This is a genomic window from Lelliottia sp. JS-SCA-14 (genome assembly GCF_035593345.1).
Classification (GTDB): Bacteria; Pseudomonadota; Gammaproteobacteria; order Enterobacterales; family Enterobacteriaceae; genus Enterobacter; species Enterobacter wanjuensis.
In genome coordinates this window covers 1,440,485-1,456,454 of sequence record NZ_CP141606.1, presented here as the reverse complement: position 1 = coordinate 1,456,454, position 15,970 = coordinate 1,440,485, and the positions used below count along the sequence as shown (strand labels likewise).

The window sequence follows — 15,970 nt, the reverse complement described above, 5'->3', positions numbered from 1 at the left end:
TGTAAATGGCATTTGCCCCATTACTTGAACGCCAGCGCGTCCGTTTGCTGCTGGCGCTGTTGCTCGGAGCCAGCGGAACGCTGGCTTTTTCTCCTTATGACATCTGGCCTGCCGCCCTCCTCTCGCTGATGGGGCTGCAAGGGCTGACGCTGAATCGTCGCCCGGTGCAGGCCGCAGCTATCGGCTACTTCTGGGGTCTGGGCCTGTTTGGCTCGGGCATTAACTGGGTGTACGTCAGCATCGCGCAGTTTGGCGGGATGCCTGGCCCGGTGAACGTCTTCCTGGTCGTGCTGCTGGCGGCGTATCTCTCGCTGTATACGGGTCTGTTCGCGGGCATTCTCTCGCGCCTGTGGCCGAAAACAAACTGGCTGCGCGTCGCCATTGCCGCTCCCGTGGTCTGGCAGATTACCGAATTCCTGCGCGGCTGGGTGTTGACCGGTTTCCCGTGGCTCCAGTTCGGCTATAGCCAGATTGATGGCCCGCTGAAAGGGCTGGCCCCGGTGATGGGCGTGGAAGCAATCAACTTCCTGCTGATGGTGGTGAGCGGCCTGCTGGTGCTGGCTCTGGTAAGCCGCAACTGGAAACCGCTGGTTGCCGCCGTTGTCCTCTTCGCCCTTCCTTTCCCGCTGCGCTTTATCCAGTGGTTTACCCTGGAGCCGGAACGCGCCACCCAGGTATCGATGGTGCAAGGGGATATCCCGCAGTCGCTGAAATGGGATGAGAATCAGCTGATTAATACGCTGAAAATCTATCTTGATGCGACGCAAAAAGAGATGGGAAAATCCAGTCTGATCATCTGGCCGGAGTCTGCGATTCCGGATCTGGAGATTAACCAGCAGCGTTTCCTGAGCATGATGGACGATCTCCTGCGCGCCAAAAACAGCACGCTGATCACCGGGATTGTCGATGCGCGTCTGAACAAGCAGAACCGTTACGACACCTACAACACCATCATCACCCTCGGAAAAGACAATCCGTACAGCTACGAATCGGCGAATCGCTACAACAAAAATCACCTGGTGCCATTTGGTGAGTTTGTGCCGCTGGAATCGATTCTGCGCCCGCTGGCGCCGTTCTTCGACTTGCCGATGTCCTCCTTTAGCCGGGGTTCATACGTTCAGCCGCAGCTTCATGCGCACGGCTTCGCGTTGACGCCAGCGATCTGCTACGAAATCATCCTGGGCGAACAGGTGCGCGATAACTTCCGTCCGGATACGGATTATCTGCTGACCATCTCCAACGATGCCTGGTTCGGTAAGTCGATTGGCCCGTGGCAGCACTTCCAGATGGCGCGTATGCGCTCGCTTGAGCTGGCGCGTCCGCTGCTGCGCAGCACCAACAACGGGATTACGGCGGTGATTGGTCCGAAAGGCGAAATTCAGGCGATGCTCCCGCAGTTCACTCGTGCGGTGTTGACCACCAAAGTCACGCCAACGACGGGTCTGACGCCATATGCCCGCACCGGCAACTGGCCGCTGTGGATCCTGACCGCGCTGTTTGGTTTTGGCGCGGTGTTGATGAGCCTTCGTCAGCGTCGTAGATAATCCTCTCTGGCGGGTGGCGCTGCGCTTACCCGCCCTACAAAACACATCCCTGTAGGCCGGGTAAGGCGTAGCCGCCACCCGGCTCGTGTTCCCGTGCGAATTTCTGGCGGGTGGCGCTACGCTTACCCGCCCTACAAAACCCATCCCCGCCACCCGGCAAATCCCCTCGAAATTCCATTTCTGGCACGCCTATTGCTTTGTTAAATCACAGATTCAGTCGTTTGGCTTAACGTGCAACCTGGTCGCACCACCGCAGTTCATCGGTAGCACCGAAACGGTGCAGGCAGATATTTTTGCCTCTGAATGGTGCGGCGCGCTTCGCAAAAATAAACAATAACGCAGCAAAATCTTTACATTAAGCCAGACTAAATGTTAACAAGCTTGCATAACACTGCACTCGCATCGCGCGAGATATAACAACATCACAATGGGTATCAATGCGTCATTGGCGCAGATAATAAAGGAGTTGGGTATGCAATTACGTAAACTGGCCACAGCAATGCTGGTAATGGGGATGTCCGCAGGCGTCGTTCACGCTGAAGACGCTCCGGCTGCCGGGAGCACTCTCGACAAGATTGCCAAAAATGGCGTGATCGTGGTCGGCCACCGTGAATCTTCCGTCCCGTTCTCATACTACGACAACACGCAAAAAGTCGTAGGCTACTCTCAGGACTACTCCAACGCGATCGTAGAAGCGGTCAAGAAGAAGCTTAACAAACCTGATCTGCAGGTGAAGCTGATTCCAATTACGTCGCAAAACCGTATTCCCCTGCTGCAAAACGGCACCTTCGATTTTGAGTGTGGCTCCACCACCAACAACCTTGAGCGTCAGAAACAAGCGGCCTTCTCCGACACCATCTTCGTGGTTGGCACGCGTCTGCTGACCAAAAAAGGCGGCGAGATTAAAGACTTCGCAGACCTGAAGGGCAAAGCGGTCGTTGTCACTTCCGGTACCACTTCTGAAGTGCTGCTGCACAAGCTGAACGACGAGAAGAAACTGGATATGCGCATCATCAGCGCCAAAGACCACGGTGACTCTTTCCGTACCCTGGAAAGCGGCCGCGCGGTGGCATTCATGATGGATGACGCGCTGCTGGCGGGCGAACGTGCGAAGGCGAAGAAACCGGACAACTGGGAAATCGTCGGCACGGCACAGTCGAAAGAAGCGTACGGCTGTATGCTGCGTAAAGACGACGCGGACTTCAAAAAACTGATCGATGACACCATCGCCAAAGTCCAGACCTCCGGCGAAGCGGAAAAATGGTTCGATAAGTGGTTCAAGAACCCGATTCCACCAAAAAATCTCAACATGAACTTTGAACTGTCTGACGACATGAAAGCCCTGTTCAAAGAACCAAACGATAAAGCACTGAACTAATTAGAACCATTAGGGGCGGGACCTCCTGCCCTCTCGATTGTCGGGAAGCGCGGACAGACTATACGTTGAGTGGTCGTTCCCCACTCAGCGCGAACATTGAGCTTCTCACCAATCTTCGAGGGTAGCGCTGCTACCCTTTTTTTTCTGGAGTTTATTATGTCAATAGACTGGAACTGGGGCATTTTTCTGCAACAAGCCCCGTTCGGCAACACCACCTATTTAGGCTGGCTGTGGAGCGGCTTTCAGGTCACCGTTGCGTTATCGATAACGGCCTGGATTATCGCCTTCCTGGTCGGTTCGCTGTTCGGTATTTTACGTACCGTCCCGAATCGTTTTCTCTCTTCTCTCGGCACCCTGTACGTGGAACTGTTCCGCAACGTTCCACTCATCGTGCAGTTCTTTACCTGGTATCTGGTGGTTCCTGAACTGCTGCCGGAAAACCTCGGCATGTGGTTTAAATCGGAACTCGACCCGAACATACAGTTCTTTGTCTCGTCGATGCTCTGTCTTGGGCTGTTTACCGCTGCACGCGTGTGCGAGCAGGTGCGAGCCGCCATTCAGTCGCTGCCACGCGGGCAAAAAAACGCAGCTCTGGCGATGGGCCTGACGCTGCCGCAAAGCTATCGCTACGTGCTGCTGCCGAACGCCTATCGGGTGATCGTCCCGCCGATGACCTCCGAGATGATGAACCTGGTGAAAAACTCGGCCATCGCCTCCACCATCGGTCTGGTCGATATGGCCGCGCAGGCGGGCAAGCTGCTGGATTACTCCGCCCACGCGTGGGAATCCTTCACCGCCATTACCGTGGCCTACGTGCTGATTAACGCATTCATCATGCTGGTGATGAACCTGGTTGAACGTAAAACTCGCCTGCCGGGCAATCTGGGGGGCAAATAATGTACGATTTTGACTGGAGTTCCATTGTACCCGCCATGCCCTATCTGCTCGACGGGCTGGTCATCACCTTAAAAATCACCGCCATTGCTATCGTCATTGGTATTGTCTGGGGGACGATCCTCGCGGTCATGCGCCTGTCGAGCTTTAAACCGCTCGCCTGGTTCGCCACGGCCTACGTCAACGTCTTCCGCTCGATTCCGCTGGTGATGGTGCTGCTGTGGTTTTACCTGATCGTTCCCGGCCTACTGCAAAACGTGCTGGGGCTGTCGCCGAAAACCGATATCCGCCTGATCTCGGCCATGGTGGCGTTCTCGATGTTTGAGGCCGCGTACTATTCCGAAATTATTCGCGCGGGTATTCAGAGCATCTCCCGCGGACAATCGAGCGCGGCGCTGGCCCTGGGGATGACCCACTGGCAGTCCATGAAGCTCATTATTTTACCCCAGGCGTTTCGCGCCATGGTCCCGCTGCTGCTGACCCAGGGCATCGTGCTCTTCCAGGATACCTCACTGGTTTACGTGCTGAGCCTCGCAGACTTCTTCCGCACCGCCTCCACCATCGGCGAGCGTGACGGGACGCAGGTCGAGATGATCCTGTTCGCAGGTGCGGTTTATTTTGCAATTAGTTTAAGCGCGTCGCTGTTGGTGACCTGGCTGAAGAAAAGGACGGTCTCATGATTTCCCTGAAAAATGTTTCTAAATGGTATGGGCACTTTCAGGTGCTGACCGACTGTTCCACCGAAGTGAAAAAAGGCGAAGTGGTTGTCGTCTGCGGCCCTTCCGGCTCCGGTAAATCGACGCTGATCAAAACCGTCAACGGCCTCGAACCCGTGCAGCAAGGCGAGATCGTCGTCGATGGCACCAGGGTCAACGACAAGAAAACCAATCTGGCAAAACTGCGTTCTCACGTCGGGATGGTGTTCCAGCATTTTGAGCTATTCCCGCACCTGTCGATTATTGAGAACCTCACGCTGGCGCAGGTAAAAGTGCTGAAACGCGACAAAAAAGCGTCGCGCGAAAAGGGCCTGAAACTGCTGGAGCGCGTTGGGCTGTCGGCCCATGCCGATAAGTATCCGGCGCAGCTCTCCGGCGGTCAGCAGCAGCGCGTGGCGATTGCCCGTGCGCTCTGTATGGACCCGATCGCCATGCTTTTTGATGAACCTACTTCCGCGCTCGATCCAGAGATGATCAACGAAGTGCTGGACGTCATGGTGGAACTGGCGCACGAAGGGATGACCATGATGGTGGTGACCCACGAGATGGGCTTCGCCCGCAAAGTGGCCAACCGCGTGATCTTTATGGATGAAGGGAAAATTGTCGAAGATTCGCCGAAAGAAGATTTCTTCGCCAACCCGCAGTCCGACCGCGCTAAAGACTTCCTCGCCAAAATCCTGCACTAATCAAAAGGGTGCGCACTCTTCGGATTGCGCACCACTTCACGCTTTAGCCCTCTTCTTCTCGTCTGCTTCATCTTGCGGCGTTAACCTTGTCACAAAATAACGCCAAAAAATGGAGCTCCCTATGCCACTGCCGATCATTCTCGATTGCGATCCAGGTCATGACGACGCTATCGCTCTGGTCCTTGCCCTCGCCTCACCGGAACTCGACCTCAAAGCCGTCACCTCTTCTGCCGGGAACCAGACGCCGGATAAAACCCTGCGCAACGTGTTACGCATGCTGACCCTGCTCAAACGAGCGGATATCCCGGTGGCAGGCGGCGCGGTGAAGCCGCTGATGCGCGATCTGATTATCGCCGATAACGTCCACGGCGAGAGCGGCCTCGACGGCCCGGCGCTGCCGGAGCCTGGCTTTGCACCGCAAAACTGCACGGCGGTCGAACTGATGGCGAAGGTGCTGCGCGACAGCCGCGAGCGGGTGACGCTGGTCGCCACGGGCCCGCAAACCAACGTCGCGCTGCTGCTCAATAGCCACCCGGAACTGCACGCGAAGATCGCGCGGATTGTGATCATGGGCGGCGCAATGGGGCTCGGCAACTGGACGCCAGCAGCGGAGTTCAACATCTTCGTCGACCCGGAAGCGGCAGAGATCGTCTTCCAGTCGGGCATCCCGATTGTGATGGCAGGTCTGGATGTGACCCATCGGGCGCAAATCATGGCGGAAGATAGCGAGCGTTTTCGTGGGATCGGCAACCCCGTCGCCACCACCGTCGCCGAGCTGCTCGACTTCTTTATGGAGTATCACAAAACCGAGAAATGGGGCTTCCAGGGCGCGCCGCTGCACGATCCCTGCACCATCGCCTGGCTGTTGAAACCGGAGATATTTACCACGGTGGATCGTTGGGTCGGCGTAGAGACGCAGGGGAAATACACCCAGGGGATGACGGTCGTGGATTACTACTCCCTGACCGGCAATACGCCGAATACCACGCTGATGTTGGATATCGACCGGGAAGCGTTTGTGGATTTAATCGCAGAACGGTTGAAGTTTTATCACTAGTGCGGTCTGGTGCCCTCACCCCGGCCCTCTCCCACGGGGAGAGGGAGAAAACCACGCCGATCTGATCCCCTCTCCCGCAGGGAGAGGGTTAGGGTGAGGGTGGAAAATCACGGCTCAAACGGCCGTCTCTGGAACTGGTCATGCCCGCATTTCGGACAGCGCGGCAACACGTCAGGCGTGTACACCGCCAGATGGAAATGGCAGTTCTCACACACCAGATTCCCCAGCCCGACCACCTCGCCGCTGTGATACACGCCGTGATGGTTCAGATCCTGAAACACCTCGCGCCACTCCAGCTGGGTTTTGTCGGTGATATCCGCCAGCTCCTGCCACAGACTCTCTTTGATCACCCGCATAAACACGCTGTCGGTGACCTCGTCCTGGCTCTCTTCATAGCTGCGCGCGAACTCTTCCAGATCGCGGCGCACGGCCCGCGTCACCTCTTCTACTTCGGTCCGCGTTAACTCACCCGTTTGCACGACGCGCGCGCGCGCCTGCTCGACCAGGGCATCAATATCACGTTCGCCGTTACGCAGGCGCTCCGTGAGTGTGGCAACCAGTTCGCGGTAAAATTGAGCAACCTTGTTCATCCTTTCGCCTCCCGGGTCAGTAACTAATTCTAATAATAGACCTTATTTTGCCGCCGCTTTGTCAGGTCAGCCACAGACCCGGTAAATTCCTGCAAAGGGGAGATGCGATACCTTGCATAGTATTTGAACACTTCGTGCTAGGATGAAGCTCATTCATTGAAAGGTTAATCATCATGTCTCTTCTCGATTACGCAATGAAGCTCATCGGTGGAGCCTCGACCACCACCGTCACTTGCCCGCACTGCGGCCTCAAGTCCTCACACCCAACGTCAAAAATTCGCCTCAAACAGGCGATGCTGTGCCCCGGCTGTAAAGCGCTGTTTGTGGCACCGCGCTGATCCCGCATGCGCCTGATGGCGCAAAATCGGTGTTCTATACTTAAGTAAGATTCCAGCAGCTGTTAAATCCCTGATGCCCCACACCCATCCTGAGAGAACGTTTCTGATCTGATTTCGCAACTGCTCCTGCGCGTTCACGTCGCACCAGAGCATCGCTATGAAAATGAACCTTAAGAAGTGGCGGAGTCGCTCCCGTTCGCTGCCGCCTGCGCTGGCTCCTGCCCTTTCGGGCAACGAACCTGCGGCTGAAAACAGTTTTAAAGCCGAGCTTTTTTCGACGGCCCAGATGGCGCGCTACGGACAAAAGCTGGCGCGCTCGCACAAATTGTCGCCTGACAAGCTGCCCTACTACCTGCTCAAACGCCTCGATGACAATGAGGCGGTGATCACGCAAAACTGCTACGTCCTCAACGCTGGCAAGAAAGCGAGTATCATGCCCGCCGGGGAGTGGCTGCTGGATAACTACTACCTGATCGAGGAGCAGATCCGCATCGTGCGCCAGCACCTGCCGAAGAATTTCGGCAAAGGGCTTCCGGCGCTGGCTTCGCCGCATGATTGTCCGCGCATCTATGATATCGCCGCCGAAGCCATCGCCCACGGTGACGGGCGCTGGGACGCCGCGAATCTCACCAGCTACATCACCGCCTATCAGCAGGAGACGCCGCTGACGCTGGGCGAAGTCTGGGCGCTGCCCGGCATGCTGCGTCTGGCGCTCATCGAAAACCTGCGTCGGGTCAGCATCGACGTGGTCAAGGCTCAGCAGGAACGTAATCTGGCGGATAGCTGGGTGACGCGCATTTTCGAGTGCGCAGAGAACACGCCCGCCGAGCTGATCATGGTGATCGCCGATATGGCGCGCTCGCGCCCGCCGTTAAGCAGCGCCTTTGTGGCCGAGCTGGTGCGTCGTCTGCAAGGCCGCGGCAATATGCTCGCGCTGCCCCTGACCTGGATCGAACAGCGCCTGACCGAACAGGGCGTGACCACCGATACCCTCATTCACCGCTTCAATCAGCAGTTAGCCGCCAGCCAGCTTTCCGTGAGTAACAGCATCGCGGGCCTGCGCTTGCTGAGTGAAACCAACTGGGCAGATTTCGCCGAGGCCATGAGCGTGGTGGAACAAACGCTGCGCCAGGATCCGGCCGGGATTTACCCGCTGATGCATTTCGATACACGCGACCACTATCGCCACGTGATTGAACTTCTGGCGCGAGACAGCCATTTCAGCGAGCCGGAAGTGGCCCGCCGCGTGCTGGCGCTTGCCGGTGAAAACGCCCCCGACACGCCGGGTGCGCATATCGGTTATTACCTGATGGGCGAAGGGCGTCAGCGCCTGGAAATCCTCTTATCAGCCGATGCCTCGCGCCTTATCCGCCTACGGCACAGTTTCAATCAGATCCCGCTGATGTCCTGGCTCGGCAGCCTGAGTCTGCTGACCACCGCGGCCACCGCCGAAATCCTGCACCGCACTGCGCAGCAGGGCCTGGGCTGGCTGCTGATCCTCCTCGCGATACCGCTGATTATCGTCCTCAGCCAGCTTGCGAGCGATCTGCTCAGCGAGGCGACCACCCGTTTTCGCACGCCGCGCCCGCTGCCGCGGATGGATTTTTCCAGCGGGATCCCGGCGGATTCCGCCACTATGGTGGTGATCCCCTGCCTGCTCACCAGCCCAGACGGGATCAGCAAATTGATCGCCAGTCTGGAAGTGTGCTGGCTGGGCAACCAAAGTGAGCATCTCTGCTTCGCCCTGTTAACCGACTTTACCGATTCGGCGAATGAGCCCTCAGCGGAAAACAACGCCCTGCTCGAACAGGCGATATCACTGACGCAGGATCTCAACCGCCGCTATCCGGCCACTCGCCCGCGTTTTTATCTCCTCCACCGCGCCCCCGAATGGAACCCAACCCAGGGCGCCTGGATGGGCTACGAACGCAAACGCGGGAAACTGGCGCTGCTGAACAGCTGGCTACGCCAGCCAGACAAACAATTTTCCAGCGTCGCCGAGCTGCCCGCGCACCAGTTGCCGGAGCGGATAAAATACGTCGTCACGCTGGACAGCGACACGCTGCTGCCGCGCGATACGGCGCATAAGCTGGTCGCCACCATGGCGCACCCGCTCAATAAACCGGAATACGACGCCGCGCGTCAGCGCGTGGTGAAAGGCTACGGCATCCTGCAGCCGGGCCTCGCCGAAGAGATGCCGCGCAACGGACAGGGGCGCTATGCCGCCATGTGCAGCAGCATCGCCGGGAATAACCCCTATTCGATGATGTCGTCTGATATTTATCAGGACCTGTTCAACGAAGGCTCCTTCGTCGGCAAAGGCATTTACGATGTCGATATCTTTGTGCAGGCCACGCACAACACCTGCCCGGAAAACCTGGTCCTCAGCCACGATCTGCTGGAAGGGTGTTACGCCCGCTCGGGGCTGCTGAGCGAAGTGTTGCTTTACGAGCAGTATCCGAACAACTATCTCTCGGACGCCGCGCGCCGGACCCGCTGGATCCGCGGCGACTGGCAGCTGCTGAACTGGCTTAAACCACGGGTCAGGAAAGCGGATGGCACCCACGATAAAAACCCGCTCTCCGCTCTGTCGTACTGGAAATTATTCGATAACCTGCGCCGTAGCCTGGTCGCTCCGTCCCTGTTGGCGCTGCTGTTTTGCACCCTGCTGTGGGTGCCGAATCCGTTTTACTGGCTGGGCGTGTTGATGCTGGTGTGGCTCCTGCCGACCGGGCTGGCGGTCGCGTGGGATCTGCTTAACAAACCGACCCGCCGCCCTGTTGTGCAGCATCTGCTGCTGGTCGCCACCGGTGCGCTGAAACGCCTGTCCCGCGTCGGGATGAATTTCGCCACCCTGCCCCATGAGGCCGGATATTCCCTGTATGCGATTGCCGTGACGCTCTGGCGTCTGGGATTCAGCCAGCGCAATCTGAGCCAGTGGGCCAGCTACAGCCCGGACAACGATCGGGAAAAAACGTCCCCGATCCGCTTTTACCGGGCGATGTGGATGAACGTCGCCACCGGCGTGGCGCTCACCGTTCTGACCGCGCATATTGCGCCGCTGTTTTCCTTTATCGCGCTGCCGGTCAGTTTGCTGTGGTGCCTGACGCCGCTCCTGCTGAGCTGGATGAGTCGCTCGCCCGCCCGCAGCGTGTTTTCGCCGAACAGAGAGCAAAAGCAGCTCCTGCGCCAGACGAGCCGTGAAATCTGGGCCTTTTTCGAAACCTTCGTCACCGCCAAAGAACACTGGCTGCCGCCGGATAACTATCAGGAGATCCCGCACCCGGTCATTGCCCATCGCACATCGCCGACGAACATTGGCCTGTCGCTGATGGCGAATCTGACGGCCTGGGATTTCGGCTATCTCCCGTCCGGCGAGGTGTTGCAGCGCGTAACGTTGACCCTCGACACGCTCGATAAAATGGAGCATTTCCGCGGCCATTTGTATAACTGGTACGACACGCAGACCCTCGCTCCGCTGAGTCCGCGCTATGTCTCCAGCGTCGACAGCGGCAACATGGCGGGCCATCTGCTGACCCTGCGCGAAGGGCTGTCGGCGATGCGCAACCAGCCGGTGTTAAACAGCGCTCAGGTGCTGGCCGGGCTGAACGACACTCTTGGGATTCTGGAAAAACACTGGGGGCAGAACGCCCCGACGGGGCTACGACTGTTGCGTAAACATTGTCTCGGCGCGACGTCGCTCTCTCCGGCACAGCTCTATATCGAGCTGAAGCAGATGCGCACCCAGAGCAACCACCTGACGGCGTTATGCCATCAGGACGATGCCCTCACCCTGCGCTGGATCGACCATCTGCAGCGCCAGCTGGTGATGCTGTGCCACGAGTGGTCGCATCTCCTCGGCTGGATCACGCCCGCCTGGGACACGCAGACCCTGCCGTCCCTGAGCTGGCTGGCGAATGCAAAACACAGCGGGGAAGGCACGCCGTCCGCCTCGGCGATTGCCCTGGCGCGTATGCGCCTGGATATCATCACCGAACTGGAGCAGAGGCTGAACGAGCACGCGCGGATGGATTTCACCTTCCTCTACAGCGAAGTGACCAGCCTGCTCAGCATCGGCTACAACTGCGACAGCAATATGCTGGATAAAAGCCACTACGACCTGCTGCCCTCCGAAATTCGCCTCACCAGTTTTATCGCCATCGCCACCAACCAGCTGCCGCTGAAAAGCTGGTACGCGCTGGGGCGGCTGTTTACCACCATCGATCGTGATACCGCCCTGATGTCCTGGAGCGGTTCGATGTTTGAATACCTGATGCCGAATCTGGTGATGCCGACCTGGCCCGGCAGCCTGCTGGATGAGATGAGCCAGTCGGCGGTGATGCGTCAGATCCACTGGGGCAAAGAGCGCGGTGTGCCCTGGGGCGTGTCGGAATCTGGCTATCACGCTTTTGACGTGCAGCAGAACTATCAGTATCAGGCCTTCGGGGTTCCGGGCCTCGGCCTGCGCCGTGGGCTGGCGGACGATATGGTCGTCGCCCCTTACGCCACGCTGCTGGCCCTGATGATTGCCCCGCAAAAAGCCTGCGACAATCTGGCGCGGCTGGAGAAAAACGGCGCGCGCGGCGAGTTTGGTTTCTATGAAGCCCTGGACTATACGCCGTCGCGCCTCGCCACCGGGCAACTTTACGCCGTGGTACAGTCGTGGATGGCGCACCATCAGGGGATGGCGTTCCAGGCCCTGGCGCACGTGTTGCTCGACGCGCCGATGGCCGACCGGTTTATGGCCAGCACCGCCTTCCAGTCGGCGAGCCTGCTGCTGCAGGAGCGCGTGCCGGATGCGGTCGATCTCTACAGCCCGCGCCGTCACTTTGAATCGCACGAAGGGCGCGTTAAACCCGTTCGCTACGAACCGCGTATTTTCACCGCCGCCGACAGCCTGATCCCTGAGGTGCAGCTGCTCTCCAACAGCCATTACCATCTGATGATGACCCACACCGGCGGGAGTTACAGCCGCTGGAACGATCTGGCCCTCACCCGCTGGCGCAGCGATACCACCCGCGATAACTGGGGGGCGTTCTGCTACATCCGCGATCTGCAATCGGGCGATATCTGGAGCAATACCTGGCAGCCGACCGGTGAAACGGACAGCAACGACGAAGTGATCTTTACCGATGCGGGGGCGGAATTTAAACGCACGCTGGGCACGGTGAGCGTGAAAACCCAGGTGGTGGTGTCGCCGGAAGACGATATCGAGCTGCGGCGCGTCACCCTGCTGCATCGCGGGCGTCAGGCGCGCACCATTGAACTGACCACCTACGCCGAAGTCGTACTCGCCCCGGCCACCAGCGATCTGGCGCACCCGACCTTCAGCAATCTGTTTATCCAGACGGAGCTTGTCCCCGCGCAGAACGCCATCCTGTGCCACCGCCGCCCGCGCGCGCCGGACGAAAAAAGCCCGTGGTTATTCCACATGATGGTGGTGCATGGCAGCAGCCAAAGCGGCGTCTCGTTTGAAACCGACCGGGCGAAGTTCCTCGGGCGCGGCAGGCATCCGGCGGATGCGCAGGCCGCCGGGCAATCGGGCGCGCTCAGTAATAGCTCCGGCTCAGTGCTGGACCCGATGCTGGCGATCCGCCAGACCCTCACCCTGCAACCCGGCCTGCCGGTCACCGTCGATATCCTGTATGGCGTGAGCGAGAATCGCCAGCAGAGCCTGGCGCTGCTGGAAAAATATCGCGATCACCCGATCGCCGACCGCGTCTTTGAGCTCGCCTGGTCGCACAGCCTGGTGGTGTTGCGCCAGATTAACGCCAACGAAGATGACGCCGCGCTGTTTAACCGGCTTGCGGGTGCCATTCTTTATCCATGCCAGGAGTTGCGCGCCGACAACCTGACCATCAGCCGCAACCGGCGCGGCCAGTCCGGCCTGTGGGGCTGGGCGATTTCCGGCGACTTGCCGATCGTGCTGCTCAGCATCAGCAGCGAAGAGAGCATTTTGTCGATTACCACGCTGATTCAGGCGCACCGCTACTGGCGGCTGAAAGGGCTGGCGGTGGATCTGGTGATCCTCAACGAAAGCCCCGGCGGCTATCAGCAGGCGCTGCAAAATCACATCATGGATCTGATCTATGCCGGGTCCGAGGCCAGCCTGCTGGATAAGTCGGGGGGGATTTTTGTCCGTAACGGCGAACATCTCTCCGCCGAAGACAACCTGCTGCTGCAAAGCGTCGCGCATCTGTCTCTGGATGACCGCGCGGGCGGGCTGAACGAACAGCTCGATCAGCGCCTGCACGCGCTAAAAACGGTTCCGCGACCTTTCGTTCCCCACCTCATACCCGGCGTCAATCTGCATATCCCCTGGACGCCGGATACGGATCAACTTGTGCATTTCAACGGCCACGGCGGGTTTTCACAGGACGGTCGCGAGTACCAGATTGTGCTGCGGGAAAATGCACCGACGCCCGCACCCTGGTCAAACGTGCTGGCCAACGCCCGTTTCGGCAGCGTACTGTCTGAGGCCGGGCAAGCTTACAGCTGGTATGAAAACGCCCATGAATATCGCCTGACGCCGTGGGAAAACGACCCGGTCAGCGATCGCTCCGGCGAAGTGTTTTATCTGCGCGACGAAGAGAGCGGCGCCTGCTGGTCTCCGACCACCTTACCGGTGCGCGGCCAGGGGGATTATCTCTCTCGCCACGGCTTCGGCTACAGCGTATTTGCCCACCGTGAGAGCGGCATCGACAGCGAACTGACGGTGCTGGTCGCCGAAGAGGCACCGGTCAAACTGGCCATCCTGACCATCAGCAATAACTCCGGGCGGACGCGAAAACTCTCCGCAACGGGCTACGTGGAGTGGACGCTCGGCGAGTCACGCACCTCATCGGCGCTGCACATCGTGACCCATGCGGCCAGCGTCGCGGACGGCTGCGGCGTGATGGCGAACAATTTTTACGGCAGCAACGGCGCCGGGCGCACCGCCTTTTTCGCCGTGACGGGCGCGCACTGCTCCCTGACGGGCGACCGCCGCGAGTTTCTCGGTCGCAACGGGGCTCAGCACAACCCCGCGGCGATGCGTCTGCGCTGGCTGTCGGATAAAACCGGGGCCGGGCTGGATCCCTGCGGCGCGGTGCAATCCGCCGTTACGCTGATCGATGGCGATCAGAAGACCTTTATCTTTGTGCTGGGGGTCGGCGAAGATCCGGTCGAAGCCCAGACGCTTCTCGCGCGATACCTGAACGAAGAGGCCGCCCGCGAAGAGCTCAGCCGCGTTCACCGATACTGGCACAGCGTGCTGGATAAAATCGTCGTCCACACGCCGGATAGCGCCGTCAATCTACTCACCAACGGCTGGCTGCTCTATCAGACGGTGGCCTGCCGATTGCTGGCGCGCAGCGGCTACTATCAGTCGGGCGGTGCGTTTGGATTCCGCGATCAGCTGCAGGACACGCTGGCCCTGAGCCACGCCGCACCGGAGCGTCTGCGCGAGCAAATTATCCTCTGCGCCTCGCGGCAGTTTATCGAAGGCGATGTGCAGCACTGGTGGCACCCGCCACACGGCAACGGCGTGCGTACCCGCTGCTCGGATGATTATCTCTGGTTGCCGCTGGCGGTCTGCCACTACGTGCAAACCACCGGTGACACTGGCGTGCTTGAGCAGCGCATTCCCTATCTGGAAGGGCGTCCGCTCCAGCCTGGCGAAGAGTCGGTCTACGATACGCCGGTCATCAGCGCCGTCGAAGAGACGCTGTGGCAGCACTGCGTGAAAGCCATTCGGCACGGTTTGCAGTTTGGCTCGCACGGCCTGCCGCTGATGGGCGCGGGGGACTGGAATGACGGGATGAACCGGGTCGGCATCGACGGAAAAGGCGAAAGCGTCTGGCTGGGCTTTTTCCTGTTCGATATTTTGCAGCGCGTCGCGGATCTCGCCGAACAGCGCCAGGACGCCACGATAGCAGAGCTGTGCCGCACCGAAGCCTCGCGTCTACAGAAAAACCTCGAAACCTCCGCCTGGGACGGAGAGTGGTACCGGCGCGGCTATTTTGACGGCGGTGAACCGCTGGGTTCGAAAGCCTCGCAGGAGTGTCGGATTGATGCCATCGCTCAAAGCTGGTCGGTGCTCTCCGGGGCCGCCGAACCGTCGCGAAGCCAACGCGCCATGCAGTCGCTGGATAAGCTGCTGGTGGATAACGACGCGGGGCTAATCAAACTCCTGACGCCGCCGTTCGACGGTCACGGGCCAAATCCGGGCTACATTCAGGGCTATCTGCCCGGCGTGCGGGAAAACGGCGGGCAGTATACTCACGGTGCGATCTGGGCGGTGATGGCCTTTGCGCGAATGGGGAACACCGAGCGCGCGTGGGAGCTGTGGTCGATGATCAACCCCGTCAACCATGCCCTCACGCCCGATGACGTGGAGCGCTATAAAACCGAGCCGTACGTCATGAGCGCCGACGTCTATAGCGTGGCCCCGCATATCGGACGCGGCGGCTGGAGCTGGTATACCGGCTCTGCAGGCTGGGCGTATCGCCTGCTGACCGAGGAGCTGCTGGGGATTAAGCGCTTCGGCAATGTCCTGACGGTCCATGCACAGCTCCCGGCGCAATGGCCGTCGCTCAGCATCTCCTATCAGCAGGGGCAGAGTCAGTATCAGATCAGGATTTCACAGGGCAGCGAGGCGTACCAGGTCACCCTGGACGACGTTGTGCTACCGGATGACCAGATCCCGCTGGTCGATGACGGGAATCATCATCAGGTGGAAATTATCCAGCATTAAAGACCTATACTTAACAGGGTCTATCCATGATTG

General features: G+C 59.3%; 9 protein-coding genes. 8 read left to right on the top strand and 1 reads right to left on the bottom strand.

Annotation, left to right across the window (positions count from 1 at the left end; translation table 11 throughout):
* Positions 1-5: 5 nt before the first annotated feature.
* The 6 genes from lnt (at position 6) to rihA (ending at position 6,275) form a co-directional block, all read left to right on the top strand.
* Positions 6-1,544 carry an apolipoprotein N-acyltransferase gene (gene lnt / locus U9O48_RS06810; RefSeq protein WP_324723922.1) on the top strand — a complete coding sequence of 513 codons (1,539 nt, stop codon included), beginning with the start codon at positions 6-8 and terminating at the stop codon, positions 1,542-1,544.
* 472 nt (positions 1,545-2,016) lie between these two features.
* Positions 2,017-2,922, top strand: a complete 906-nt coding sequence (locus U9O48_RS06805) for an amino acid ABC transporter substrate-binding protein (RefSeq protein WP_282493779.1) — start codon at positions 2,017-2,019, stop codon at positions 2,920-2,922.
* A 156-nt stretch (positions 2,923-3,078) separates the two neighbouring features.
* Positions 3,079-3,819 carry an amino acid ABC transporter permease gene (locus U9O48_RS06800; protein ID WP_102104168.1) on the top strand — a complete coding sequence of 247 codons (741 nt, stop codon included), beginning with the start codon at positions 3,079-3,081 and terminating at the stop codon, positions 3,817-3,819.
* Positions 3,819-4,496, top strand: a complete 678-nt coding sequence (gltK, locus tag U9O48_RS06795) for a glutamate/aspartate ABC transporter permease GltK (RefSeq protein ID WP_282493780.1) — start codon at positions 3,819-3,821, stop codon at positions 4,494-4,496. The genes U9O48_RS06800 and gltK overlap by 1 nt, the downstream gene beginning before the upstream one ends.
* Positions 4,493-5,218, top strand: a complete 726-nt coding sequence (locus U9O48_RS06790) for an amino acid ABC transporter ATP-binding protein (RefSeq protein ID WP_324723921.1) — start codon at positions 4,493-4,495, stop codon at positions 5,216-5,218. Before gltK ends, U9O48_RS06790 begins: the two co-directional genes overlap by 4 nt.
* 121 nt (positions 5,219-5,339) lie before the next feature.
* Entirely contained in the window at positions 5,340-6,275 is a 936-nt protein-coding gene (gene rihA / locus U9O48_RS06785) for a pyrimidine-specific ribonucleoside hydrolase RihA (RefSeq protein ID WP_324723920.1), read from the top strand.
* A gap of 107 nt (positions 6,276-6,382) precedes the next feature.
* Here the strand turns inward: rihA and U9O48_RS06780 are convergent, their stop codons facing one another.
* Positions 6,383-6,865: a zinc ribbon-containing protein gene (locus U9O48_RS06780; protein WP_095281227.1), complete on the bottom strand. Its 483-nt coding sequence runs from the start codon at positions 6,863-6,865 to the stop codon at positions 6,383-6,385.
* A gap of 173 nt (positions 6,866-7,038) precedes the next feature.
* Here U9O48_RS06780 and U9O48_RS06775 point away from each other — a divergent pair, with 173 nt between their 5' ends.
* On the top strand, positions 7,039-7,203 hold the full coding sequence (locus U9O48_RS06775) for a YnfU family zinc-binding protein (RefSeq protein ID WP_164971751.1): 165 nt from the start codon (positions 7,039-7,041) through the stop codon (positions 7,201-7,203).
* Positions 7,204-7,360: 157 nt separating this feature from the next.
* Positions 7,361-15,937 (top strand): GH36-type glycosyl hydrolase domain-containing protein, encoded by an 8,577-nt coding sequence (locus tag U9O48_RS06770; RefSeq protein ID WP_324723919.1) that lies wholly within the window; start codon positions 7,361-7,363, stop codon positions 15,935-15,937.
* Positions 15,938-15,970: the final 33 nt, after the last annotated feature.